At 59.3% G+C, this 22,397-nt stretch carries 21 protein-coding genes; 18 read left to right on the forward strand and 3 right to left on the reverse strand.

All coding sequences use genetic code 11. The annotated features are described in order from the left end of the window. Nucleotides 1–115: 115 nt before the first annotated feature. Nucleotides 116–1,312 (reverse strand): acetyl-CoA C-acetyltransferase, encoded by a 1,197-nt coding sequence (locus AC061P_RS05155; protein ID WP_480392005.1) that lies wholly within the window; start codon nucleotides 1,310–1,312, stop codon nucleotides 116–118. A gap of 127 nt (nucleotides 1,313–1,439) precedes the next feature. On the opposite strand from AC061P_RS05155, the gene AC061P_RS05160 reads away from it, so the two are divergent. The 18 genes from AC061P_RS05160 (at nucleotide 1,440) to rbfA (ending at nucleotide 20,464) form a co-directional block, all read left to right on the forward strand. Beyond that, nucleotides 1,440–2,630, forward strand: coding sequence for a substrate-binding domain-containing protein (locus tag AC061P_RS05160; RefSeq protein WP_480392006.1), 1,191 nt, complete (start codon nucleotides 1,440–1,442; stop codon nucleotides 2,628–2,630). Between the two features lie 18 nt (nucleotides 2,631–2,648). Continuing rightward, a complete protein-coding gene (locus AC061P_RS05165; RefSeq protein WP_449648887.1) occupies nucleotides 2,649–3,404 on the forward strand; it encodes an ABC transporter ATP-binding protein in 756 nt (251 codons plus the stop codon). After that, nucleotides 3,401–4,126 carry an ABC transporter ATP-binding protein gene (locus tag AC061P_RS05170; protein ID WP_449648888.1) on the forward strand — a complete coding sequence of 242 codons (726 nt, stop codon included), beginning with the start codon at nucleotides 3,401–3,403 and terminating at the stop codon, nucleotides 4,124–4,126. The genes AC061P_RS05165 and AC061P_RS05170 overlap by 4 nt, the downstream gene beginning before the upstream one ends. Continuing rightward, complete coding sequence (locus AC061P_RS05175; protein ID WP_449648889.1) at nucleotides 4,123–4,998, forward strand: branched-chain amino acid ABC transporter permease; 876 nt, start codon at nucleotides 4,123–4,125, stop codon at nucleotides 4,996–4,998. The genes AC061P_RS05170 and AC061P_RS05175 overlap by 4 nt, the downstream gene beginning before the upstream one ends. Then, nucleotides 4,995–6,074 (forward strand): branched-chain amino acid ABC transporter permease, encoded by a 1,080-nt coding sequence (locus tag AC061P_RS05180; RefSeq protein WP_480392007.1) that lies wholly within the window; start codon nucleotides 4,995–4,997, stop codon nucleotides 6,072–6,074. The genes AC061P_RS05175 and AC061P_RS05180 overlap by 4 nt, the downstream gene beginning before the upstream one ends. Then, complete coding sequence (locus tag AC061P_RS05185) at nucleotides 6,071–7,633, forward strand: class I adenylate-forming enzyme family protein (RefSeq protein ID WP_449648891.1); 1,563 nt, start codon at nucleotides 6,071–6,073, stop codon at nucleotides 7,631–7,633. Before AC061P_RS05180 ends, AC061P_RS05185 begins: the two co-directional genes overlap by 4 nt. Continuing rightward, nucleotides 7,630–8,286 carry a TetR/AcrR family transcriptional regulator gene (locus tag AC061P_RS05190; RefSeq protein ID WP_480392008.1) on the forward strand — a complete coding sequence of 219 codons (657 nt, stop codon included), beginning with the start codon at nucleotides 7,630–7,632 and terminating at the stop codon, nucleotides 8,284–8,286. The genes AC061P_RS05185 and AC061P_RS05190 overlap by 4 nt, the downstream gene beginning before the upstream one ends. Beyond that, the gene (locus AC061P_RS05195; RefSeq protein WP_449648893.1) at nucleotides 8,283–9,029 is read left to right on the forward strand and encodes a 3-hydroxybutyrate dehydrogenase; all 747 of its coding nucleotides are present in this window, start codon (nucleotides 8,283–8,285) and stop codon (nucleotides 9,027–9,029) included. Before AC061P_RS05190 ends, AC061P_RS05195 begins: the two co-directional genes overlap by 4 nt. Further along, nucleotides 9,026–9,934, forward strand: a complete 909-nt coding sequence (locus tag AC061P_RS05200) for an alpha/beta fold hydrolase (protein ID WP_480392009.1) — start codon at nucleotides 9,026–9,028, stop codon at nucleotides 9,932–9,934. The genes AC061P_RS05195 and AC061P_RS05200 overlap by 4 nt, the downstream gene beginning before the upstream one ends. Further along, the gene (locus tag AC061P_RS05205; protein ID WP_480392010.1) at nucleotides 9,931–10,707 is read left to right on the forward strand and encodes a CoA transferase subunit A; all 777 of its coding nucleotides are present in this window, start codon (nucleotides 9,931–9,933) and stop codon (nucleotides 10,705–10,707) included. Before AC061P_RS05200 ends, AC061P_RS05205 begins: the two co-directional genes overlap by 4 nt. Continuing rightward, nucleotides 10,707–11,351 carry a CoA transferase subunit B gene (locus AC061P_RS05210; protein WP_449648896.1) on the forward strand — a complete coding sequence of 215 codons (645 nt, stop codon included), beginning with the start codon at nucleotides 10,707–10,709 and terminating at the stop codon, nucleotides 11,349–11,351. Before AC061P_RS05205 ends, AC061P_RS05210 begins: the two co-directional genes overlap by 1 nt. A 52-nt stretch (nucleotides 11,352–11,403) precedes the next feature. After that, entirely contained in the window at nucleotides 11,404–12,462 is a 1,059-nt protein-coding gene (locus AC061P_RS05215) for an alpha/beta fold hydrolase (RefSeq protein ID WP_449648897.1), read from the forward strand. A 40-nt stretch (nucleotides 12,463–12,502) separates the two neighbouring features. Continuing rightward, nucleotides 12,503–13,651 carry a flavodoxin-dependent (E)-4-hydroxy-3-methylbut-2-enyl-diphosphate synthase gene (gene ispG, locus AC061P_RS05220; protein WP_449648898.1) on the forward strand — a complete coding sequence of 383 codons (1,149 nt, stop codon included), beginning with the start codon at nucleotides 12,503–12,505 and terminating at the stop codon, nucleotides 13,649–13,651. A gap of 18 nt (nucleotides 13,652–13,669) precedes the next feature. Then, nucleotides 13,670–15,451, forward strand: a complete 1,782-nt coding sequence (locus AC061P_RS05225) for a proline--tRNA ligase (RefSeq protein WP_449648899.1) — start codon at nucleotides 13,670–13,672, stop codon at nucleotides 15,449–15,451. Between the two features lie 74 nt (nucleotides 15,452–15,525). Next, entirely contained in the window at nucleotides 15,526–16,527 is a 1,002-nt protein-coding gene (nusA, locus tag AC061P_RS05230) for a transcription termination factor NusA (RefSeq protein ID WP_480392011.1), read from the forward strand. Nucleotides 16,528–16,654: 127 nt separating this feature from the next. Continuing rightward, on the forward strand, nucleotides 16,655–16,945 hold the full coding sequence (locus tag AC061P_RS05235) for a YlxR family protein (protein WP_449648901.1): 291 nt from the start codon (nucleotides 16,655–16,657) through the stop codon (nucleotides 16,943–16,945). 90 nt (nucleotides 16,946–17,035) lie between these two features. Beyond that, nucleotides 17,036–19,825, forward strand: a complete 2,790-nt coding sequence (infB, locus tag AC061P_RS05240) for a translation initiation factor IF-2 (protein WP_480392012.1) — start codon at nucleotides 17,036–17,038, stop codon at nucleotides 19,823–19,825. Between the two features lie 126 nt (nucleotides 19,826–19,951). Next, nucleotides 19,952–20,464: a 30S ribosome-binding factor RbfA gene (gene rbfA / locus AC061P_RS05245; RefSeq protein WP_480392013.1), complete on the forward strand. Its 513-nt coding sequence runs from the start codon at nucleotides 19,952–19,954 to the stop codon at nucleotides 20,462–20,464. Nucleotides 20,465–20,481: 17 nt separating this feature from the next. Here the strand turns inward: rbfA and AC061P_RS05250 are convergent, their stop codons facing one another. Next, nucleotides 20,482–21,375, reverse strand: coding sequence for an HhH-GPD family protein (locus AC061P_RS05250; protein ID WP_480392014.1), 894 nt, complete (start codon nucleotides 21,373–21,375; stop codon nucleotides 20,482–20,484). Continuing rightward, nucleotides 21,365–22,372 carry a ketopantoate reductase family protein gene (locus tag AC061P_RS05255; RefSeq protein WP_480392015.1) on the reverse strand — a complete coding sequence of 336 codons (1,008 nt, stop codon included), beginning with the start codon at nucleotides 22,370–22,372 and terminating at the stop codon, nucleotides 21,365–21,367. The genes AC061P_RS05250 and AC061P_RS05255 overlap by 11 nt, the downstream gene beginning before the upstream one ends. Nucleotides 22,373–22,397: the final 25 nt, after the last annotated feature.

A 22,397-nucleotide genomic window follows, 5' to 3' on the forward strand; every position in this document is an offset into this window, starting at 1 on the left:
TTTTTGGCGAATTGCGGTCTAGCCCCGTGAGGCCAGACCGCAATCAACCGTGCGAGTGCCGAACGCTGCAACGCCGACGGCGCAGTACCGACGGACTAGCGCAAACTAGTCAGTACTAGCGGGTTAGCAGCAGGGCGTCGCCCTGACCGCCGCCTCCGCACAGTGCGACTGCGGCGCGACCTGAGCCGCGGCGGGCAAGTTCGTGCGCTGCATGAACGACGAGGCGAGCACCGGACGCGCCAACGGGGTGTCCGATTGCTATAGCGCCACCGTGGATATTGACAATGTCATGACTGAGCCCGAGCTCGGCGGTCGAGCGCAGGCTCACTGCGGCGAAGGCCTCGTTGATCTCGGCAAAGTCGAGGTCGCCAGCGCTCCATCCTGCGTTGTCGAGGGCGGCGGCGATAGCGCGCGCTGGCTGCGAGTGCAGCGAGTTGTCTGGGCCGGCGACATGGCCGGAGCGGTCGAGCACGGCAAGCCAGGTGAGGCCGTTTTCTTCAGCCCAGGCGCGACTGGCTAGGATCACGGCGGATGCTCCGTCGCTTAGGGGCGACGAGTTTCCGGCGGTGATCGTGCCTTCGGGATCGAAAGCGGGACGCAGCCCGGCGAGAGTTTCGACGGTGGTGGTTGCTCGCACACCCTCATCCGTGTCCAGAATGAGGTCGTCACCCTTGCGCTGCGGGATAGTCACCGGTGCAATCTCGTCGACGAAGATGCCGGCTTCGATTGCGGCGGCCGCTCGCTGGTGCGAGGCAGCGGCGATTTCGTCCTGTTCGGTGCGGCCAATATTGAGGCGGCCGTTGTGACGTTCGGTGCTAGCGCCCATTGACTCGGCATCAAAAGCATCGGTGAGGGCATCGTGCGCGGCAGAGTCCAGCGCTGAAACTGTGCCGTAAGCCCAGCCCATGCGCGATCCGGGGAGCACGTGCGGTGCGTTAGTCATGGATTCTTGACCGCCGGCAGCGACGACATTTGCTTCGCCGAGACGGATGAGGCGTGCAGCATCCACGATTGCGGCAAGCCCGGAAAGACACACTTTGTTCACTGTGACGGTGGGGGTTTTCCAGGCGAGGCCTGCGGCGATGGCCGTTTGGCGCGCGGGGTTCTGCCCGGCGCCGGCCTGAATGACCTGGCCGAAGATCACTTGGTCAATGGAGTCAACGTCGACGCCGGAGCGTTCGACGGCGGCGCGAAGCGCTATGGCGCCGAGCTCGACGGCGGTGAGTGAGGCGAGTTGTCCGCGCAGTTTCCCTTGTGGAGTGCGTGTTGCGGAAAGGATTACTACATCGTTGGGTGCAGGGGTGTTGGCCACTGTGCAAACTCCTTTGTTGGTGCGCCGTTGTTGACAGCGAGGTTGAGCAACCATAGGCTACATGAAACCTGAACCGGGTCTCAGGTTCAGATCACAATCCTCCTAAGGCAGCAGGAAAGGTCCCATCATGCGGGTCAGTAAAAAGTACCTCGCTCCGGCGTTAATTGCGACGGTAGCTCTCACACTGGCGGGCTGTGCCCCCAGCGTAGATAACGGTTCGGGCGGCGACGAGCTCGCTCCGGTCGACATCTCCATCATCACTTCCCAAACCGGCCCCCTTGCGGCCTATGGTGAGGCCTACCTCGCCGGATTCGACGCCGGTCTCGACTACGCCACCGACGGCACAGGCACCGTCGACGGCCGTGAACTCAACATCGAAATCACGGATGACGCCGGCGATGCCGACAAGGCAGTCACCGCAGCGAAAGACGTGATCGGTCAAGGCAAGAAGATCATCATGGGCACGGTGTCATCCGGAATCGCGCTCGCGCTGGCCGAACAGGCTGAGCAAAACAAGGTTCTCTACATTTCGGGCCCCGCAGCCGCTGATGCCATCACCGGTGTCAATGGCTACACCTTCCGTTCAGGTCGCCAGAGCTACCAAGACGTCGCTACTGCAGGAACCTTTATCGGAGACCCTTCGGGTAAGTCGGTTCTCGTCTTCGGTCAGGACACCGCATTCGGTCAAGGCAACGTTGCCGCAGCAACTGCCGTCCTCGGCGGCCAAGGTGCCGATGTGACGAGCTTGCTCGTTCCTGAAGATGCAACCGAGTTCACCCCGTTCGCCCAGCAGATTGTTGATGCCCAGCCTGACCTCGTGTTCGTGGCGTGGGCTGGAGCTACCTCTGGTGCGATGTGGGAGGCACTCAGCCAGCAGGGCGTGTTCGATAGCGTTCCGGTTGCTACCGGGCTTGGCGACATCTCGACCTACGGCGCCTACGGTCCCGCTAGCGACAAGATCAGCTTCCTCAACCACTACTTCGGTGGAGCAACAGACAACGACGCCAACTCGGCCATGGTGAGCTACCTCGAGGCAGAGGGCAAGCAGGCTGACCTGTTCTCGCCTGATGGCTTCGTTGCCGCGCAGATGGTTGTTCAGGCTGTGCGTGAAGGCGGCGACGATGTCGACGCCATGATTGCGGCTCTTGAAGGTTGGACGTTCGACTCCGTCAAGGGATCGATCACCGTCCGCGCTGAAGACCACGCCATGATCCAGCCCATGTTCCAGGTAACTCTTGTCGCTGACGGCGACTCGTGGATGCCTGAGCTGGTAACCGCGGTTGACGCTGAAGCTGTCACGCCTCCCGTCGCTGAATAACCAACGAAGTTAGAAGCTATGTCGAACCAGCCCGTGCTCACGGTCGAGCATCTAGCTCTCACGATTGGCGGTGCCGTCATCATCGATGACGTGTCACTGTCGGTAGCGAAGGGCGAGATGCTCGGCGTGATCGGCCCTAACGGGGCCGGAAAAACCACGCTATTCAACCTCATCTCTGGAGTGATGACTCCCACGACGGGAACCGTCAGTCTTGAGGGGCGCGATGTCACGAATCAGACCATTGATGCGCGAGCCCGGGCTGGGCTCGGCAGAACCTTTCAGACCTCCAGTCTCTTTCCGGCGTTGAGTGCTGTGGAGAACGTGAGGCTGGCAGCTCAAGTCAAGCTGGGTGGTGCTACTTCGGTGCTTCGCTTTCCCAGGCCAACCGATGCCGCATCGACGATTGCTCGAGCGGGGCTCGACGAGGTCGGTTTGGGTCATCACAGTGAGACGCTGGCAGGAGTTCTCTCCCACGGTGACAAGCGCAAGCTTGAGATCGCCATGCTGCTCGCTACTGACCCGAGCGTGATCTTGCTCGACGAGCCGATGGCAGGGGTCGCCTCTGGAGATGTTGCTGGACTCAGCGACGTCATCCGCCAGGTTCATCAGTCTGGACGCACAGTGTTGATGGTTGAACACCACATGGATGTCGTGCTCGGCCTGGTTGACCGTGTTGCGGTTATGCACCATGGTCAGTTGCTCGCGTGTGACACCCCGGATGCCGTGATGGCAGACGAAGCGGTGCAGAAAGCTTATTTGGGGGCACCACTATGACCGAGTCGACCGGCACGACGCCGACGATCACAGATTCGATTTTGACGGTTGCTGATCTCAGCGCAAGCATCGAGGGTCAGCAGGTTGTTGAAGCGGTGAGTTTCGAGATGCTCCCCGTTGGTGTGACGGCACTCTTGGGGCGCAATGGTGTTGGCAAGACGAGCACTTTGCGCGCGATCATGGGGCTAATCGAACGTTCTGGGGAAGTGACGTTGGCGGGGGAGCGGGTCGACCGCGAACCTACCCATCGAATTGTGCAGCGCGGTGTTGGCTATGTTCCGGAGGATCGCGAAGTGTTTGCGTCTCTCACGGTTGCCGAAAACTTGCGCCTCGCTGAGCGTGACTCTTCACCAAATCGTGAACTGATCGCCGAGCTTTTTCCTGATCTCACTCAGCGGGCTGGCCAACTTGCGGGAACCCTGTCTGGTGGTCAGCAACAAATGGTCTCGCTTGCTCGTGCACTCGTTAACGACAACCGCGTGCTGTTGGTTGATGAACCGACTAAGGGGCTAGCGCCGTTGATTGTCATGGATGTCGCTCGGGCTCTGGAACGGGCAGCGCAGTCTGTTCCCGTTCTGCTCGTTGAACAAAATCTTCAGGTTGTGCGGATGCTCGCAGAGAAAGCCATCGTGCTTGAAGGTGGCCGCGTTGTTTACGACGGCAGCGCCGAAGAACTCTTGGGCGATGAAGCCCTGACAAAAGAATTGCTGGGAGTCGCATGAGCACCATAATTCTCCTGCTGATTACCGGCCTGGGGCTTGGTGCACTGTATTTCTTGGTGGCATCCGGTCTCTCGCTGATCTACGGCCTCATGGGAGTGCTGAATTTCGCGCACGGTTCATTTCTCACTCTCGGCGCTTTTGCCGGTTGGGAACTGGCGCGGCGTCTGGGCGGAGAGAGCTGGGGCACGCTAATTGCTTCGTTGCTGCTCGGCATGGTCGTTGGCGCTACCGTCGCTGCGGCAACTGAGTTTTTGCTGATCCGGCGGTTGTACAACCGGCACATTGAGCAAGTGCTTGTCACCGTGGGATTGGCTCTGGCGACGGTTGCACTTTTTGAGGGAATTTGGGGTACTGATCCCATCTACGTCACTGCACCACCATGGTTGTCGCAAACGACAGAGATATTGGGGGCGCGCGTTCCGAATGATCGCTTCTTGCTCATCGGGGCTGCGGTGCTCGTACTGCTCGGCATTGTTGCATTCTTGAGGTACACGCGGTTTGGGCTTGTCATTCGGGCTGGTGTCGAAAATCGTTCGATGGTGACCGCGTTGGGGATCGACGTGCGTAAAGCTTTCACCGTTGTCTTTGCGATTGGAGGGGCAGCAGCTGGTCTCGGTGGGGTGCTCGCCTCGCACTACTTCGGTTACGTTTCACCGCAGCTGGGCGGATCACTGCTGATCTTTGCTTTCATCGTCACCGTGATTGGTGGTTTGGGTTCGCTCGCTGGCGCGGCGATTGCGTCGGTGGCTGTCGCCATCCTGCAGCAGTTTGCTAACTATTTCTTGGGCGGAACTGGCGACCTCATGGTTGTTCTGTTGCTCGCTGTCGTGCTGTTGGTTCGCCCAACCGGAATTTTGGGGAAGAAGGCATGAAGTCGCTAACGAACCTCAGCCAGCGCACGTGGTGGATGCTCGGGGGAGCGTTTGTGGTGTTCGCCGCCCTGCTGCCGCTGCTGAACATCTCTATCCCCGGCGTACTGCCAGGGGCCACCTACACGCCGGGTACGCTTCAGTTGCTCGCCCTCGCGCTACTCTTTGCTTCGCTTGCTCTGAGCTACCATTTGCTGTTTGGCACGGCGGGCATGCTGTCCTTTGGCCATGCGCTCTACTTTGCCCTCGGTGCTTACGGACTTGGCATTGTGTTGCAGCAAACTGAGCTCACCCTGATCCCGGCGCTCGGCCTCACTCTGGCGATTGTCATCGCGGCCGCCTATTTACTCGGCTCGCTGAGCTTACGAGTTACTGGAATCTCCTTCGCGATGGTCACTTTGGCTTTTGCGCAGGCAGGAAACGTACTCGTGCGACGTAATCCTTCCGCCACTGGCGGCGAGGAGGGGCTGCGGCTCGACACCGAGCACATCCCCGACTTTTTCGTTGGTGTGATCAATACACGAAACCTTTACTGGCTTGCGCTCGCGCTGCTGGTCATCGTTTTTGTCGTCGTGGCGTGGTTCGAAAATTCTCGAGCCGGTCACGCGGTGACGGCAACGCGCGAAAACGAGTTGAGAGTGCGAGTGCTCGGATTACGCCCGTTCGGCGTCAAACTCATGGCGTTCGTCATCGCGTCGGTTTTGGCATCGCTCGTGGGAATGGTGCACTTGCTGCTTCAGAGCGGAACGACTCCTCGAGCAACATCCGCAGACTTCACGCTCACGATTCTGGTGATTGTGGTGCTCGGAGGTGTCGGTTCGCGATGGGGTGCCATCGTCGGCGGAATCATCTACACCTTGCTCGATCAGAGACTGACGGCGCTCGCAGGTTCCGACGCAATTGCCGGACTTCCCGCAGTTTTGCGTATTCCTCTGTCAGAACCGCTCTTTATCTTGGGCACGCTGTTTATCCTTGTGGTGTTGTTCCTTCCCGGAGGAATTGCCGGTGCAGTGCGGCGCCTAGGAACAGGCACTCGTTCGACGCCGGCTGCTCGCAAGCAGCTTGAGGAGGCGGAATGAGTCAGCCTGATGGGCTACACACGCTAGGGCGGTGGACGGCCGATCGCGCCATCGCTACGCCAGAGCGCGTAGCTGTTGATGACCGTGGTGTGGTGCTGACTTACCGGCAGTTGGATGATCGGGCCACAGCCCTCGCCGCCGCTTTCCTCGATGGCGGCTACGGTGTTGGCGATCGAATTGCGACGATTACCGGCAACAGCTCAGACCACGTTGTGGTGTTCTTTGCGTGTGCAAAGGCAGGGCTCGTACTTGTGCCACTGTCGTGGCGCCTCTCTCCGCGAGAGATCGCTCAGCAACTGGAGCAAGCAGATCCCGCACTGTTGCTCGTCGAAGACGAATTTTCGACCCTGGCTTCACTCGCCACAGATCGCCTTCGGGCCCCCATTGCCCGTAGCATTTTGGGCACCCACGGTATCGAACGAGACATTGTTGCCCCGTTGCGCCAGGATGCGGCACTGCCGGTGCGACGACCCGTCCGAGACGAGGACGCTCTCCTCATCGTGTTTACCTCGGGCACCCTCGAGCAAGCTAAGGGCGCCATCCTCAGTCATTCCAATTGCTTTTGGACGAACCTGTCACTCTCTCGTACTGCCGAGATCACGAGCGCTGACACGGTGCTCGCGGTAATGCCTCAGTATCACGTTGGCGGGTGGAACATTCAGCCACTCTTGGCGTGGTGGATGGGGGCAACAGTGGTTCTTGAGCGCACTTTTGACCCCGCACGCGTGCTTCAACTTATTGCTGATCGGCGCATTACGACGATGATGGGCGTGCCAGCGAACTACCTAATTTTGTCGCAGCATCCACGATTCGCGTCGAGTGATTTGTCGAGTCTGGCGCACGCCATTGTTGGTGGTGCTCCTATGCCCGAACCGTTGCTGAGGGTGTGGCACGGTCGGGGTGTAGCGCTTACGCAGGGCTATGGCCTCACCGAAGCTGCCCCCAATGTGCTGTGCCTTCCCGATGAGGAAGCGCGCGTTCGCATCGGATCAGCGGGCAAACCGTATCCGCATGTTGACGTCGATATCGCCGACCCCGTCACGGGAGAACGAATCACTGGCGCCGGGCAGGGAGAGCTGCTGGTTCATGGCCCGGGTGTCTTCACTGGCTACTTTCGCGCCCCAGAAGCGACGGCACTCGCTCTTCGCGAAGGGTGGCTGGCCACGGGAGACCTGGTGGATCGGGATGCGGAAGGTTACTACCGCGTTCTCGATCGAATCAAGGACATTTTTATCACCGGGGGAGAGTCGGTAGCTCCTGCAGAAATTGAGGGTGTGCTGTTCGGGCATCCAGCTATTGCTGACGTCGCCGTTGTCGGAGTGCCAGACGAGCAGTGGGGCGAAGTTGCCGTCGCCTGGGTCGTCGTTCGCTCTGGTGAATCGACCGATGAAACTGACGTTCTCGATTTTGCCCTCGCTTCTCTCGCCAAGTTCAAAGTGCCGAAACGAGTGCTATTCGTGGAGTCGATTCCCCGGTCATCCAGCGACAAAGTTCGACGTCGTGTACTTCTTAGCCAATGGACAGAACAGTCGGCACAATCAGGACGGATCAGTTCATGAGCACACCACTTACCGCTCGCGGCACCCGCACCAAGACGAAACTGATCGAGGCTGCCGAGACAATCTTTGCCCGTTATGGCTACACGGATGCTTCTGTCGTGCGCATCACAGAAGAGGCCGGCGTAGGTCAGGGCACGTTCTATTTGTACTTTTCGAGCAAGCTCGAGATTTTCGAAGAGCTCGTGGAGGATCTGAATCGGCGTGTTCGTCGGGCGATGAGTGAAGCATCGGGCGCAGCATCCAATCGCATTGAATCAGAGCGCGCCGGCTTTCGGGCGTTCTTCGAATTCACGGCGGAACACCCCGCGCTGTACCGCGTGGTGCGCGAGGCTGAATTTGTTTCGCCCAAGTCGCTGCGATTGCACTATTCGCGCATCGTCGATGGCTATATCGAAGGTCTCAAAGAAGCACAGTTGCTCGGGGAAATCGGTGACGTTGATCCGACCGTTGCAGCCTGGGCGCTGATGGGCATCGGCGAAATGATTGGGATGCGGTGGGTCTTGTGGGGAGACTCCCCGTCGGCGGGCCATGACGCCGATCCGACCGCAAGTGGAACATCGCGGGTTCCCGATGAAGTTCTCGATCAAATGATCACGTTTATCCGCCGAGGTCTGGCAGTGCCAGAGCCGCGCAGTGAAGGAGTCGAGAAATGACTGATCTGACGGGCCGAAGGGCCCTCGTTACGGGTGGCGCAAGTGGAATTGGTGCCTCCTGTACTGTCGCGCTGGCCAAGGCCGGAGCTCACGTGATTGTTGCCGATCTCAACGGTGATGCTGCCACCGCTCAGGCGACGCTCGTGGGTGGGGAGGCCTGGCAGGTCGACCTCACCGACACCGCGGCTCTTGCGGACCTCTCACTCGACATCGACATTCTCGTAAACAATGCCGGTATCCAACACGTGAGCCCGATCGAGAGTTTCGAGCCGGCGATGTTTAGCCGCATTCTCGATCTCATGATTGAGGCACCGTTCTTGCTTGTGCGGGCCGCACTGCCGCGCATGTATGAGCGCGAATTCGGTCGCATCATCAACATCAGCTCGGTTCATGGTTTGCGGGCATCGCCATACAAGTCAGCGTATGTTGCCGCCAAGCATGCCCTTGAAGGCTTTTCGAAGGTCACGGCGCTGGAGGGCGGCGAGCACGGGGTGACAAGCAACTGCGTCAACCCCGGTTACGTTCGCACTCCGCTCGTCGAGAAGCAGATCGCTGATCAGGCAAAGGTTCACGGCATTCCCGAATCTGAGGTTGTCGAAAAGGTCATGCTCACTGAGAGTGCCATTAAGCGTTTGCTTGAGCCGTCCGAAGTTGCCGACCTCGTGCTGTGGCTTGCTGGTGACACCGCCGGAATGGTGACGGGCGCCTCGTACACAATGGATGGCGGCTGGAGCGCACGATGACTCAGCACTATCGAACTATCACGTGTCTCGTCGATGGCGGCGAACTCACGGCAGCCATCTGGGAGCCAGCCGAGCCACCGAAGGGCACCATCCTGGCGATCCACGGCATCACGGCATCCCATATGTCATGGCCTCTGATTGCCGCAGCTTTTCCTGAGTATCGCGTTATCGCTCCCGACCTGCGGGGGCGCGGTGCGAGCCGTGGCCTTCCTGCTCCGTTCGGGATGCCGCAGCACGCCGCTGACATGAACGCGCTGTTGGCTGCGACAGAGACGCAATCGGCGCTCGTTGTTGCTCATTCGATGGGTGGTTTTGTCGCTGCAAGCCTTTCGGCGCTCTACCCGGAGCGCGTGACCGGGTTGGTTCTCATTGATGGTGGTCTGCCGATTCCGGCTCCGGAGGGCACGACGATGGAGGAACTTCCTCAAGTGATTTTGGGGCCGGCGGCGGAGCGACTGTCGATGACGTTCCCGGATCGTGCCAGCTATCAAGATTTTTGGGCTCAGCATCCGGCATTTGAGGGTAATTTCACTCAAGCGGTGCGTGACTATGTTGACTACGACTTGGTTGGTACTGAGCCAGCGTTGCATCCGGCAAGCAATATTGAGGCGGTCACTTATGATGCGTTGCAGTTGAGCGGCGATGCGGAATATTTGGGTGCGCTTCGGGCAATTAGGGTGCCGGTTCATTTCATCCGTGCACCTCGAGGGCTTCTCAATCAGGTGCCCGCGTTGTATTCTCCGGAACAGTGTGAGCAGTGGCACAGAGAGCTTCCTCAGGTGATTTTTCATGAGGCGCACGATGTCAACCACTACACAATTACTTTGACGCAGCGCGGCGCAGATTGTGTTGCGGACGTCATGGGTGAACTATTGGCGAGTCAACCGCGGGAGGTTCGAGCGTGAGTATCGATAAGACAGTGGGGTCGGCGGCGGAGGCAGTCGCGGATATTCCGAGTGGGGCATCTCTTGCCGTTGGCGGCTTCGGTCTCTGTGGCAACCCAATGGTGTTGATTGAGGCGTTATTGGAGTTGGGCTCTGATGACCTCAGCATTGTGAGCAACAACTGTGGTGTGGATGACTGGGGGCTTGGCGTGCTACTGGCGGCCCGTCGCATCCGGAAAATGACGTCGTCGTATGTTGGTGAGAACAAGGAGTTTGAGCGCCAGTTTTTGACGGGTGAGCTTGAAGTTGAGCTGACTCCACAGGGCACGCTCGCCGAGAAGCTACGCTCCGGTGGTTCCGGAGTGGCGGCGTTCTTCACCCAGACGGGCGTGGGTACTCAGGTCGCTGAGGGTGGTCTTCCGCGGCGCTATGACGGTGCCGGTGGCATTGCGATCGCCTCGCCTCCGAAGGAGGTTCGCTCATTCGATGTGGACGGAACGTCAAAAGAGTTCGTTCTCGAAGAATCGATCACGACTGACTTTTCACTCGTACATGCCCTTAAAGGGGACCGTCGCGGCAACCTTGTGTTCGCCAAGTCGGCCCGCAACTTCTCGCCGCTCGCGGCAATGGCTGGCCGCATCTGTATCGCTCAGGTTGAAGAGCTAGTTGAACCTGGTGAAATCGAACCGGATGCCGTGCACTTGCCCGGTGTGTATGTCACGCGGGTCATTGAGGTTGGTTCCGATGTCGAGAAGCGTATTGAACGTCGCACAGTGCAGAAGGTGGTTGCGTAATGGCTTTGACTCGTGAAGAAATGGCCGCGCGGGCGGCGCTCGAACTTGCTGACGGTTCCTATGTGAATCTGGGCATCGGCCTTCCGACGCTCGTGCCGAACTATGTTCCCGAGGGGCGCACTGTTGTGTTGCAGTCGGAGAACGGCATCCTCGGTGTTGGACCGTACCCGACGGAGGAAAACGTCGACCCTGACCTGATCAACGCAGGAAAGGAAACCGTCACCACGCTTCCCGGCACAGCCTTCTTTGACTCTGCTATGAGCTTTGGCATGATCCGCGGTGGCAAGATCGATGCCGCCATTTTGGGTGCAATGCAAGTATCTGTTGCCGGAGATCTGGCCAATTGGATGATTCCCGGAAAGATGGTGAAGGGCCCAGGCGGCGCGATGGATCTTGTGCACGGTGCTGCACGAGTGATCGTGCTCATGGAACACGTCGCGAAAGACGGAACTCCCAAGATCGTGAATGAGTGCTCGCTACCGCTCACCGGCCGAGGTGTTGTTCACCGCATCATCACGGATCTTGCCGTGATCGATATCACTCCAACGGGTCTCGTGCTGCGCGAGCTCGCTCCCGGAGTCGACGAAGCCACCGTGCGGGCCGCTACCGAGCCTGAACTCACGGTCGACCTCATCGCTCACTAGGTTTCTGTGGACACCCGCATTTCCAGCAGTTTCACCGACTAAAGGACACCCCATGGCTACTCTTCTCGACGGCATCATTCAGCACAGCATTACGACCCCGCGCCTTGTCGCGTCAGTGCTGGAAAGGCCAGCAGATCCGGCGAGCTCGACCGTCGTTTTTGTTCACGGCAACGTGTCATCGTCACTGTTCTGGCAACCAACAATGCTCGGACTCGACCCGAATGTTCGTGCGCTCGCCATCGATCTTCGCGGTTTTGGAGACAGCGAGACATTGCCAGTGGATGCCACCCGTGGCGTTCGCGATTTCTCTGACGACATCGCAGCAGTGCTGGATTCTCTCGGTGTAGAGCGCGCAAACTTTGTCGGGTGGAGCATGGGTGGCGGCGTCGTCATGCAGTTCATGATCGACCACGCTGAGCGTGTGGCAACAGCAACGTTTGTCTCCCCAGTGTCGCCCTATGGCTTTGGCGGAACCAAGGGCCCCACCGGCGAGATTCTCGCCCCGGAGTGCCCTGGCACCGGTGGCGGGGGAGCGAACCCCGACTTTATCGCCCAGCTCCAGGCGGGTAATACGGGTGTCGACTCTCCGGCATCCGCTCGCATGGTTTTCCGCACGGCATACGTTGCGAACCCCGAAGTGCACGCTGAGCATGAAGATCTGTGGGTTGAGTCGATGCTCACGACGGCGACAGGCGAAGACAATTACCCTGGCGATTCTGTCGTTATTGAGGCGTGGCCCGGATTCGGTCCCGGCGGTCGCGGAGTGCTCAATACGATGACGCCAGACCACTTCAATGTCAGTGGAATCACCGAATTGGCGAGCAAACCGCCCATTCTGTGGGTTCGCGGTCTCGGTGACGCGATTGTTTCGGATGCTTCGGGATTTGATCTCAACTTCTTGGGCCAACTCGGTGTCATTCCTGGTTGGCCGGGGGCGGACATCGCTCCGCCGCAGCCAATGATCGAACAAACTCGCGCTGTTTTCGATCGCTACGTCGCCAATGGCGGCGAATACACCGAGTTGGCGTGGGAAAACTGCGGCCATTCGGCTCACCTTGAACACCCCAAGGAGTTCGTTGAAGCCCTCGGCGCGCACCTCGCCGCGAACTAGCGTTCCGGTGTTGTTCAGGAGTCGGCTCTAGACTGGAATCGTGCCAGCAATCAATCTTGGAATGCCGAAAGTTCCCGAAGTCCTCGCTCCTCGTCGCAAGACCCGGCAGATTAAGGTCGGTTCTGTAGGAATCGGCAGCGAGTCGCAAGTCAGCGTGCAGTCTATGACGACGACGCAGACCACGAACATCGACGGAACTCTTCAGCAGATCGCCGAACTTACCGCCTCCGGTTGCGACATTGTTCGCGTCGCTGTTCCTCATCAGGATGATGCAGATGTCTTGCACATCATCGCGAAGAAGAGCCAAATTCCGGTTATCGCCGACATCCACTTTCAACCGCGCTATGTCTTTTCAGCGATCGATGCCGGAGTGGGCGCTGTTCGTGTCAATCCCGGAAATATCCGCAAGTTCGACGACAAAGTTGGCGAGATCGCCAAGGCAGCGAAAGATGCTGGCGTAAGCCTGCGGATCGGTGTGAATGCCGGTTCGCTTGAGCCGAGCATTCTGCAGAAGTACGGCAAGGCAACCGCAGAGGCGCTCGTTGAGAGTGCCGTCTGGGAGGCTGGGCTCTTCGAAGAGCACGACTTCCACGACTTCAAGATTTCGGTCAAGCACAACGACCCCATCGTCATGGTTAAGGCTTACCGCCTGCTCGCTGAGCGCGGTGACTGGCCGCTGCACTTGGGCGTCACCGAAGCTGGCCCCGAATTTCAAGGAACGATCAAGAGCGCTACCGCGTTCGGCATCTTGCTTTCCGAAGGCATTGGCGACACCATTCGGGTGTCCCTCTCGGCACCACCAGCTCAAGAGGTAAAGGTTGGACTGCAAATCCTGCAGTCGCTCAACCTTCGCGAGCGCAAGCTTGAAATCGTCTCGTGCCCCAGCTGCGGTCGCGCTCAGGTCGACGTCTATAAGTTGGCAAACGATGTCACCGAGGGCCTCGAGGGCATGACGGTTCCGTTGCGCGTTGCTGTCATGGGTTGTGTCGTGAATGGACCGGGTGAGGCTCGCGAAGCTGACCTCGGTGTTGCCAGCGGTAATGGCAAGGGCCAGATCTTTGTGAAGGGTGAAGTCATCAAGACTGTGCCCGAATCAGAGATCGTTGCGACTCTCATCGAAGAGGCCAATCGCATCGCAGCAGAAATGCCTGCCGGTGAGATCGGTACCCCGCAAGTACTGACACCGTAGCGCCACTAACATTGAGACGTGTCTACACGTCTTTCTCAACTCTTTGTCCGCACGCTCCGCGAAGACCCCGTCGATGCTGAGGTAGCCAGTCACCGCCTTTTGGTGCGTGCCGGTTACATCCGTCGTCAGGCTCCTGGTGTCTTTGCGTGGTTGCCACTTGGTCTCAAGGTTCGCCGCAATATCGAGGCGATCATCCGCGATGAGCTTGAATCGTTTGGCGCGCAAGAGGTGCACTTTCCGGCGTTGCTGCCGCGCGAGCCCTATGAGTTGACTGGTCGTTGGGCTGAGTATGGTGACGGTATTTTTCGTCTTCAGGACCGCCGCGGGGCTGACTATCTTTTGGCGCCAACGCACGAAGAGGTCTTCACGCTGCTCGTGAAAGACCTGTACTCGAGCTACAAGGATCTTCCGCTGGCGCTGTACCAAATCCAGGACAAGTACCGTGACGAAGCACGCCCTCGCGCGGGCCTATTGCGTGGTCGCGAGTTCTCGATGAAAGACAGCTACTCTTTCGATTACACGGATGCCGGCCTCGACGTTTCGTATCAGCAGCACCGTGACGCCTACGAGCGAATCTTCGCTCGCTTGGGCCTTGAGTACGTCGTGGTTGCTGCGGATGCTGGAGCCATGGGTGGCTCGAAGAGCGAAGAGTTCTTGCATCCAACCCCTATCGGCGAAGACACGTTTGTTCGCTCTGCTGGAGGCTATGCCGCGAACGTTGAGGCGTACCGCACAACAGTCCCAGAGTCGCTTCCCATTGATGGGCTTCCTAAACCGCTCATTTTTGATTCGCCAAACACACCAACGATCGACACGCTTGTCGCTCTAGCGAACGAGCAGCAGCCTCGCGCTGACCGCCAGTGGACTGCGGGAGACACGCTCAAGAACGTTGTCTTGGCGCTCAGCTCGCTCGATGGATCCCGCGAGCTTGTTGTTGTTGGGCTGCCAGGCGACCGCGATGTTGATCTCAAGCGCGCTGAGGTTGCCTTCGCGCCTGCTGAGGTCGAAGCGGCAACTCCAGAAGATTTCGCCACCCTTGCCAAGCTCGAGGGCAACCCCGGCTTTGTCAAGGGTTACATCGGCCCGTGGTCACCCGAGGGTGCCGTTATCGGTGAGAAGTCAGCAACCGGTGTCCGTTTCATGCTCGATCCCCGTGTCGTTGATGGAACTCAGTGGATCACCGGGGCAAACATCCACGAGAAGCACGTTCTCGGTCTTGTCGCCGGTCGTGATTTCATTGCCGACGGCACTGTAGAGATTTCCGATGTCCGCGCCGGTGACCCGGCTCCTGACGGCAGCGGACCCATCGAAACCGCTCGCGGAATGGAGATTGGGCACGTCTTCCAGCTCGGCCGCAAATATGCCGAGGTTCTCGGACTCAAGGTGCTCGATGAGAACGGCAAGCTTGTGACCGTCACGATGGGCTCTTACGGCATCGGGGTTACTCGCCTCATGGCCGCCATCGCTGAGACCACCAACGACGGTAAGGGCTTGCTCTGGCCGAAAAACATCAGCCCTTTCGACGTTCATATCGTGGCGGCAGGAAAAGACCCGCTCATTTTCGAGACCGCTGAGAACTTGGTGTCTTCGCTCGAAAGCGCCGGACTCGACGTGCTCTTCGACGACCGCCTCAAAGTTTCGCCCGGCGTAAAGTTTGGCGACGCTGAGCTGCTCGGTGTGCCCAAGATCGTCATTGTCGGTCGTGATGCTGCCAACGGAATGGTCGAAGTCTGGGATCGTACGACAAACGAGCGCACCAGCACGAGCATCGACGAGGTTGGTGCGGCGCTGCTCGCCTGAGGCGGCTAAACTAGCCTATTCGGAGCCAGTGAGGCTCCGGTTTATCACCCCTAAATGAATATCGGAGGCCCTCAATGGATATCGACTTGAGCGTGCTGCGCATGATGGAGCGCGAGCGAGAGATACCGTTCGAAGAGCTAGTGCAGATCATTGAGCAGGCAATCATGAGTGCCTATCTCAAGCACGTTGAGGCTCCCGAAGGTAAGGTCGCAGAACTTGCGCCGACTGCTCGCGTCGTACTCGACCGCAAGACTGGCCACGTCAGTGTGTGGGTTCCTGAATACGACGACGAAGGCGCAATCATCGGTGAGGCTGAAGACAGCCCGAGCGATTTTGGTCGTATTGCCGCGTTCGCAGCGAAGCAGGTAATTAACCAACGGCTTCGCGACATCGGTGACGACAAAGTTCTCGGCGAATTCAAAGGTCGTGAAGGCGACATTGTTGCTGGCGTCATTCAACAGGGTCCTAACCCTCGAATGATCCACATTGATCTGGGAACCGTCGAGGCGATTATGCCTCCAGAAGAGCAGGTTCCGAGCGAAGAGTACAAGCACGGTTCACGACTTCGTGTCTATGTCACCGCAGTGAACAAGGGCGATAAGGGGCCCCAGATTACGGTCAGCCGCACGCATCCTTCGCTCGTACGCAAGCTTTTTGCCCTTGAAGTCCCCGAGATTGCAAGCGGACTTGTCGAGATCACGTCGGTGGCCCGCGAAGCCGGTCACCGCACCAAGATGGCCGTGCGGGCGACCGAAACGGGAATCAACGCCAAGGGATCATGCATCGGCGAGCTTGGACAGCGTGTTCGCGCGGTCACAGCAGAACTCAACAACGAAAAGATCGACATTGTCGACTACTCGGAGAATCTTGCTGTTTTCGTCGCAAACGCGCTTTCGCCCGCCAAGGTGTCCAGCTCGTTTGTCATCGACGAAGCAACCAAAGCTGTTCGTGCCCTCGTTCCCGATTACCAGCTTTCACTGGCAATCGGTAAAGAAGGACAAAATGCGCGCCTGGCAGCAAAACTGACCGGCGCCCGCATCGACATCCAGCCAGACTCGATTCTCGACGACGAGTAGTCATACGACTGCGGCAGGCTCTGCTCCCCGTGAGTTAGGGCTGACCGCGGTTGTGTGTCGCTCCCCAGCGCTGCTGACGTGCCGATACTGGGCGCGGGGGAGTGCGGGATTGGAGAGTAGGGGTATCATGGACGCAGTAAGAACGTGTATTGGCTGTCGCGCAAGCGGCAGCAGATCCTCGTTACTGAGGGTTATCGCATCTCACGGTGCGGTTGTGGCCGACCATTCGGCCACACGTCCGGGTCGCGGTGCGTGGCTCCACCCCACATCCACGTGTTTAGAGTCTGCAGTCAAACGCAGGGCTTTTGAGCGTGCATTGAAGGTGAAGTTGCCACTAGATACCGGAACACTTCTTTCAGTGTTAGCTGAATATGAGACGGGACATCAACCGATGTCCCCTAACGAACAGGCTGATTGACCTATGGACAACTAATGAGCGGCTCGAAATGAGTTCCGTCCGTAATTAGCGGTCTGCCCCTGTCTGGGAGCAGACCCAGACAGGAGAAATGTGGCTTCCAAACCACGCGTACACGAAGTTGCCGCCGAAGCAGGCGTCGATAGCAAGGCTGCACTAGCGAAGCTCAAAGAAATGGGCGAATTCGTTAAAGGCCCTTCGTCAAGCATTGAACCACCCGTCGCACGACGGCTAAAAGCTGCTCTAGAAGCAGACGCTGCGAAAGCACCGGCAGAGCCAGAGAAGCCCAAGGCTGCTCCCAAGGCCGCGCCGAAAGCTGCGCCAAAACCCAAGACCCCGGTGCCTAGTGCTCCGACCCCGGCAGAGGTTGTTGTAGAAGCCCCGGCTCCTACGCCAGCGCCCGAGCCGACTCACGAATCAGAAGAGGGCGCGGCCCCCGCACCGTTGACTGTCGCCGAGCGTCAAGCTCAGGCACTCGCTGCCGAAAAGGCTTTGGCTGCAGAGAAAGCATCCGCTGAGTCTGGAGCGAAGCCAGAGGGCAACGCCGCTGCGACTCCGAGCCCATCCTCTGTTCCTCGTCCGGGTACACCTCGTCCGGGAAACAACCCCTTTGCCTCTAACCAGGGAATGGGGCGTCCCGCTGCAAGCGGCGGCAACAGCTCAATTCCTCGCCCAGGCGCACCTCGCCCCGGACTTCCTCGTCCGGGTGCACCTCGCCCAGGCACTGCTCGCCCCGGCTCAGTTCGTCCAGGCGCTCCGCGCCCAGGCGGCCCTGGCCAGAGCGCACGCCCCGGTGGCTTCGGTCAGCGTCCAGGTGGCCCAGGTGCCGGTGGCGGTCAGCGTCCCGGTGGCGCTGGTGCTGGAGCCGGTGCTCGTCCAGGCGGCGCACCCAATAACTTTGGACCCAACCGTCCGCCAGGCGGCGGTCGTGGTCGCGGTCCAGGTGGCGGCACTGCTGGTGCTTTCGGTCGCGGTGGCGGCAAGAGCAAGGCACGCAAGTCGAAGCGGGCGAAGCGGGCAGAGTTCGAACTGAGAGAAGCTCCTTCGCTTGGTGGCGTTAGCGTCCCCCGCGGAAACGGCAAGGAAGTAATTCGCCTTCGCCGTGGCGCATCGATCACCGACTTTGCCGACAAGATCGACACAAGCCCCGGAAACCTCGTTACCGTACTGTTCCACTTGGGACAGATGGCAACGGCAACGGAGTCTCTCGACGAGGCAACGTTCGACATCTTGGGCGAAGAGCTCGGCTTCAAGATCGAAATGGTCTCGCCAGAAGAAGAAGATCGCGAACTGCTGCTCGGCTTCGACATGGACCTCGATCAAGAACTTGAAGACGAGTCGGAAGACGAACTCGTAATTCGCCCTCCCGTTGTCACCGTTATGGGTCACGTCGACCACGGTAAGACCAAGTTGCTTGACGCTATCCGTAACGCCAACGTTGTCGCTGGCGAAGCCGGAGGCATCACGCAGCACATTGGTGCCTACCAGGTTGTCAAAGAGCACGACGGCCTCGAGCGTCCGATTACCTTCATTGACACCCCGGGTCACGAGGCGTTCACCGCCATGCGTGCTCGTGGTGCTCAGGTCACCGACGTTGCGATCCTCGTGGTTGCTGCAGATGACGGAATCATGCCCCAGACGGTTGAAGCCCTCAACCACGCTCAGGCAGCAAATGTTCCGATCGTTGTCGCAATCAACAAGATCGACAAAGAGGGTGCAAACCCGGCCAAGGTACGTCAGCAGCTCACCGAATTCGGCCTCGTGGCCGAAGAGTACGGCGGAGACACGATGTTCATGGACGTCTCGGCGCTCAACAAGATCGGTATCACCGAGCTTCTTGACGCTGTGCTCCTGACAGCGGATGCTGGGCTCGACCTGCGCGCAAACCCCAACAAGGATGCTCGTGGTGTTGCGATTGAAGCCAAGCTCGACAAGGGTCGCGGTGCTGTTGCTACCGTGCTCATCCAGTCGGGAACGCTTTCGGTCGGAGACCCCATCGTTGCCGGAACCGCTTACGGTCGCGTTCGTGCAATGTTCGACGAGAACGGCGACTCTGTCCTCAAGGCTGAGCCGTCGCGTCCGGTTGCTGTGCTCGGTTTGACCTCAGTACCCAAGGCCGGCGACGTGTTCTTGGTTACCGACGATGACCGCATGGCTCGTCAGATCGCCGAAAAGCGTGAAGCAGCAGAGCGCAACGCAATGCTCGCTCGTAGCCGCAAGCGCATCAGCCTCGAGGACTTCACGAAGGCCCTCGAAGATGGCAAGGTCGAATCGCTCAACCTCATCATCAAGGGTGACGTATCGGGTGCTGTTGAAGCCCTCGAAGAGTCGCTCCTCAAGATTGATGTTGATGACTCGGTTCAGCTGCGCATCATCCACCGCGGTGTTGGTGCTGTTACCGAGAGCGACATCAACCTCGCTACCGTCGACAACGCAATCATCATTGGATTCAACGTTCGCCCCGACCCGAAGGCACGGGAACGTGCCGCTCGCGAAGGTGTCGACGTTCGTTTCTACTCGGTCATCTACGCAGCACTCGAAGACGTCGAGAACTCGCTCAAGGGCATGCTCAAGCCAGAATTCGAAGAAGTTCAGTCTGGTGTTGCCGAGATCCGCGAGATCTTCCGTTCCTCCAAGGTCGGAAACATCGCCGGTGTCATCGTGCGCTCGGGAACGATCACGCGAAACGCCAAAGCACGAGTTATCCGCGAAGGTGTCGTCGTTGGCGACAACCTCGCAATCGACTCGCTGCGTCGCTTCAAGGATGACGTCACTGAAGTTCGCACCGACTATGAAGCCGGTATCGGACTTGGCAAGTTCAACGACATCCAAATCGGTGACGAGATCGAGACAATTGAAATGAAGGAAAAGCCGCGAGTCTAACTCGTTGGCTTATGACGGCAACCTGAGCAGGAAGCGGAGCTACGCAGGCTCCTCGAGCTTCCTGCTCAGGTTGCCGTCAACGCCTCAGTTAATCTTGAGGCAGCAAAAGTTATAGAAGGAGTAGAGATGGTTGACGCAGCTCGTGCGGCAAAAATGGCCGACCGCATCAAAGTAATCGTTGCGAAGACGCTAGAGCGTGGCATCAGAGATCCGCGACTCGGATTTGTCACAATCACTGACGTTCGTGTTACCGGTGACTTGCAGCACGCCTCAATCTTCTTCACCGTCTACGGAACAGATGAGGAGCGCCTCGACAGCGCCGCCGCCCTCAAATCCGCTACCGGTCTTGTTCGTCGCGAAGTTGGGAAGAATCTCACCGCACGGCTCACCCCGTCGATTGAGTTCATTCCCGATGGAATTCCCGAGAACGCCGCACTGATCGATTCCCTCCTCACCGAGGCCCATCAGCGTGACGCATCGATCGGTTCGCTCAAGCAGAACGCTACCTACGCCGGCGATGAAGACCCTTACGTCAAACCGCGCGATATCGCCGCCGATGAAGAAGCTGCTGGCTTCGACGATGACGATGACGATGACGATGACGATGACGACGCCGTTTACGTCAGCAAAGACGACTAGAGCATAAGAGCATTCGACTACGGCAACTCGTAGTCGGCGCCCACTTTCACGGCGAGGCCGTCCGCGAGGAGCCCAGCGATGGCTCGATTTCGTTGGACACTTTCTGGCCACACTTGGGCAATTTCTTCTGCCGTCACCGGTACATCGCTTGCGCGCAATTCGGCGAGGATCAGGCCCCGCACTTGGCGGTCGGATCCCTCGAACCGTTTTTGGGTGGCTTGCCGTTTTCCCTCATACAGCGGGTAGCCCGCGGCACGCCACTGGCAGTGCTCCCTAATCGGGCACTCGTCACACAGCGGCTTTCTCGCGGTGCAGACGATGGCACCAAGTTCCATGACCGCAGCGTTAGTTGCGCGAGCCGCATCGCGTTCGGCTGGCAGCAGTTCTTCCATCGCTGCGAGGTCACGTTTCGTTGACGGCGGCCCCGCTTCGCCCTGACCGCGCACTGCTCGTGCAATTACTCGCCGAACATTGGTGTCGACGACCGGATGCCGGTGACCGTAGGCGAAGGCGGCGACAGCGCGAGCGGTGTAGTCACCTATGCCGGGAAGAGCCATGAGCGTTGGCACATCCTCCGGCACAATTCCGCCGTGGTGCTCAGTAATTGCTGTGGCCGCGGCGTGGAGGTTGAGCGCACGTCGGGGGTACCCAAGCCGTTCCCACGCCCGTACGGCATCGCCGGGAGGCGCTGAGGCGAGTGCAGCCGGTGTCGGCCACCGCTCGAGCCATTGCTCGAGTCGCGGTATGACTCGGATGACCGGGGTTTGTTGCAGCATGATTTCGCTGACCAAGATGCCCCAGGCGCCGTAGCCATCCTGGCGCCACGGCAATTCACGACCGTTCTCGACGAACCATTCTCGAATCAGCCGCGAAAGTATGACGAGATCTGCGGCCGAATTCTCAGTTGCCACTCGTGAGAGCCGCATAGCGGGCGGCGATGTCATCGGGGCTGAAGAAGGTGCCGCGTTCTTCTACCGCGTGTACGAGCTCGACCATAAGGGCGTTTACGGGAGCGCTGCTGTTGTTGGCGGCTGCGGTGCGCACAACGGCGCCGTTCAGCGCGTCCACTTCGCTTGGTTGGCCCCGTCGAATGCTCTGAAGGGTCGAGCCAGGGTTGGGGGTGCGGCCCATGCGCCGTGCCATGAGCCGGGGGAGTAGCTCGCCGAGCAGCAGCGGTGTTCGAGCGAACGTGCGCAATTGGCGATGGGTGAGCCCCTGGAGTGTTTCGAAGTGGATGTGGCCGGCCAGCCCAACGCGCACTGTTTCGCGCATGCTTGCTGTCATTATGCGTCGTAGGCCTCGGTGTGAAACGACGGCTTGCACGCTACGGCCGCTAATCGCGGGCAGCGCGTTGACCTGATTGATGACGAGTTTTGTCCACTGTGCACCGCGAAAGTTGGGCACAACGAAGGTCGGCATGACGTCATTGAGGGTGTGGGCGGCATAGCGAGCAGGAACATCGTTATCTCCAGCGACACCGACGTAGCTGGGGCCAGCGGCGGTGACATGGATCTTGCCAGGGGAGAGGAACGACGAAGCGAAAGTCGCGAGGCCTCCAATAATGTCGGAGCGAGGCGAGGCGTGCTGTGCGGCCTCGAGCGAATCGAGTCCGTTCTGAAAAACGACGACGGGAACGTTGCGCAAATATTTGATGTTGTCGCGAAGTGCTTGCTCAGCGTCGTGGGCCTTTGTCGCCACGACAACAAGCTCGTTGACGCGCGTGAGGGTCGCTGCCGCGCGAAGTCTGGCGGTGCTTTCGCCCCACGCGCCAGTGAGCGCGATGCCAGATTGGCGAATGGAGTGGAGGTGCGCCCCGCGCGCTGTCACTTCGACATCATGGCCGGCGCGCGCAAGCAAAGCCGCAATTGCGCCGCCGACGGCACCCGCCCCAATGATGCCAATTCGCATGGTCGAAGTCTAAGCGCTTGACCGC

The sequence above is a fragment of the Rhodoglobus sp. G.S.4 genome, assembly GCF_056619605.1.

Bases quoted from the DNA above. Each gene is read 5' to 3' on its own strand.
- AC061P_RS05160 (WP_480392006.1), top strand. From the start codon at position 1,440: ATGCGGGTCAGTAAAAAGTACCTCGCTCCGGCGTTAATTGCGACGGTA.
- AC061P_RS05165 (WP_449648887.1), top strand. From the start codon at position 2,649: ATGTCGAACCAGCCCGTGCTCACGGTCGAGCATCTAGCTCTCACGATT.
- AC061P_RS05170 (WP_449648888.1), top strand. From the start codon at position 3,401: ATGACCGAGTCGACCGGCACGACGCCGACGATCACAGATTCGATTTTG.
- AC061P_RS05175 (WP_449648889.1), top strand. From the start codon at position 4,123: ATGAGCACCATAATTCTCCTGCTGATTACCGGCCTGGGGCTTGGTGCA.
- AC061P_RS05180 (WP_480392007.1), top strand. From the start codon at position 4,995: ATGAAGTCGCTAACGAACCTCAGCCAGCGCACGTGGTGGATGCTCGGG.
- AC061P_RS05185 (WP_449648891.1), top strand. From the start codon at position 6,071: ATGAGTCAGCCTGATGGGCTACACACGCTAGGGCGGTGGACGGCCGAT.
- AC061P_RS05190 (WP_480392008.1), top strand. From the start codon at position 7,630: ATGAGCACACCACTTACCGCTCGCGGCACCCGCACCAAGACGAAACTG.
- AC061P_RS05195 (WP_449648893.1), top strand. From the start codon at position 8,283: ATGACTGATCTGACGGGCCGAAGGGCCCTCGTTACGGGTGGCGCAAGT.
- AC061P_RS05200 (WP_480392009.1), top strand. From the start codon at position 9,026: ATGACTCAGCACTATCGAACTATCACGTGTCTCGTCGATGGCGGCGAA.
- AC061P_RS05210 (WP_449648896.1), top strand. From the start codon at position 10,707: ATGGCTTTGACTCGTGAAGAAATGGCCGCGCGGGCGGCGCTCGAACTT.
- AC061P_RS05215 (WP_449648897.1), top strand. From the start codon at position 11,404: ATGGCTACTCTTCTCGACGGCATCATTCAGCACAGCATTACGACCCCG.
- nusA (WP_480392011.1), top strand. From the start codon at position 15,526: ATGGATATCGACTTGAGCGTGCTGCGCATGATGGAGCGCGAGCGAGAG.
- AC061P_RS05235 (WP_449648901.1), top strand. From the start codon at position 16,655: ATGGACGCAGTAAGAACGTGTATTGGCTGTCGCGCAAGCGGCAGCAGA.
- rbfA (WP_480392013.1), top strand. From the start codon at position 19,952: ATGGTTGACGCAGCTCGTGCGGCAAAAATGGCCGACCGCATCAAAGTA.
- AC061P_RS05255 (WP_480392015.1), bottom strand. From the start codon at position 22,372: ATGCGAATTGGCATCATTGGGGCGGGTGCCGTCGGCGGCGCAATTGCG.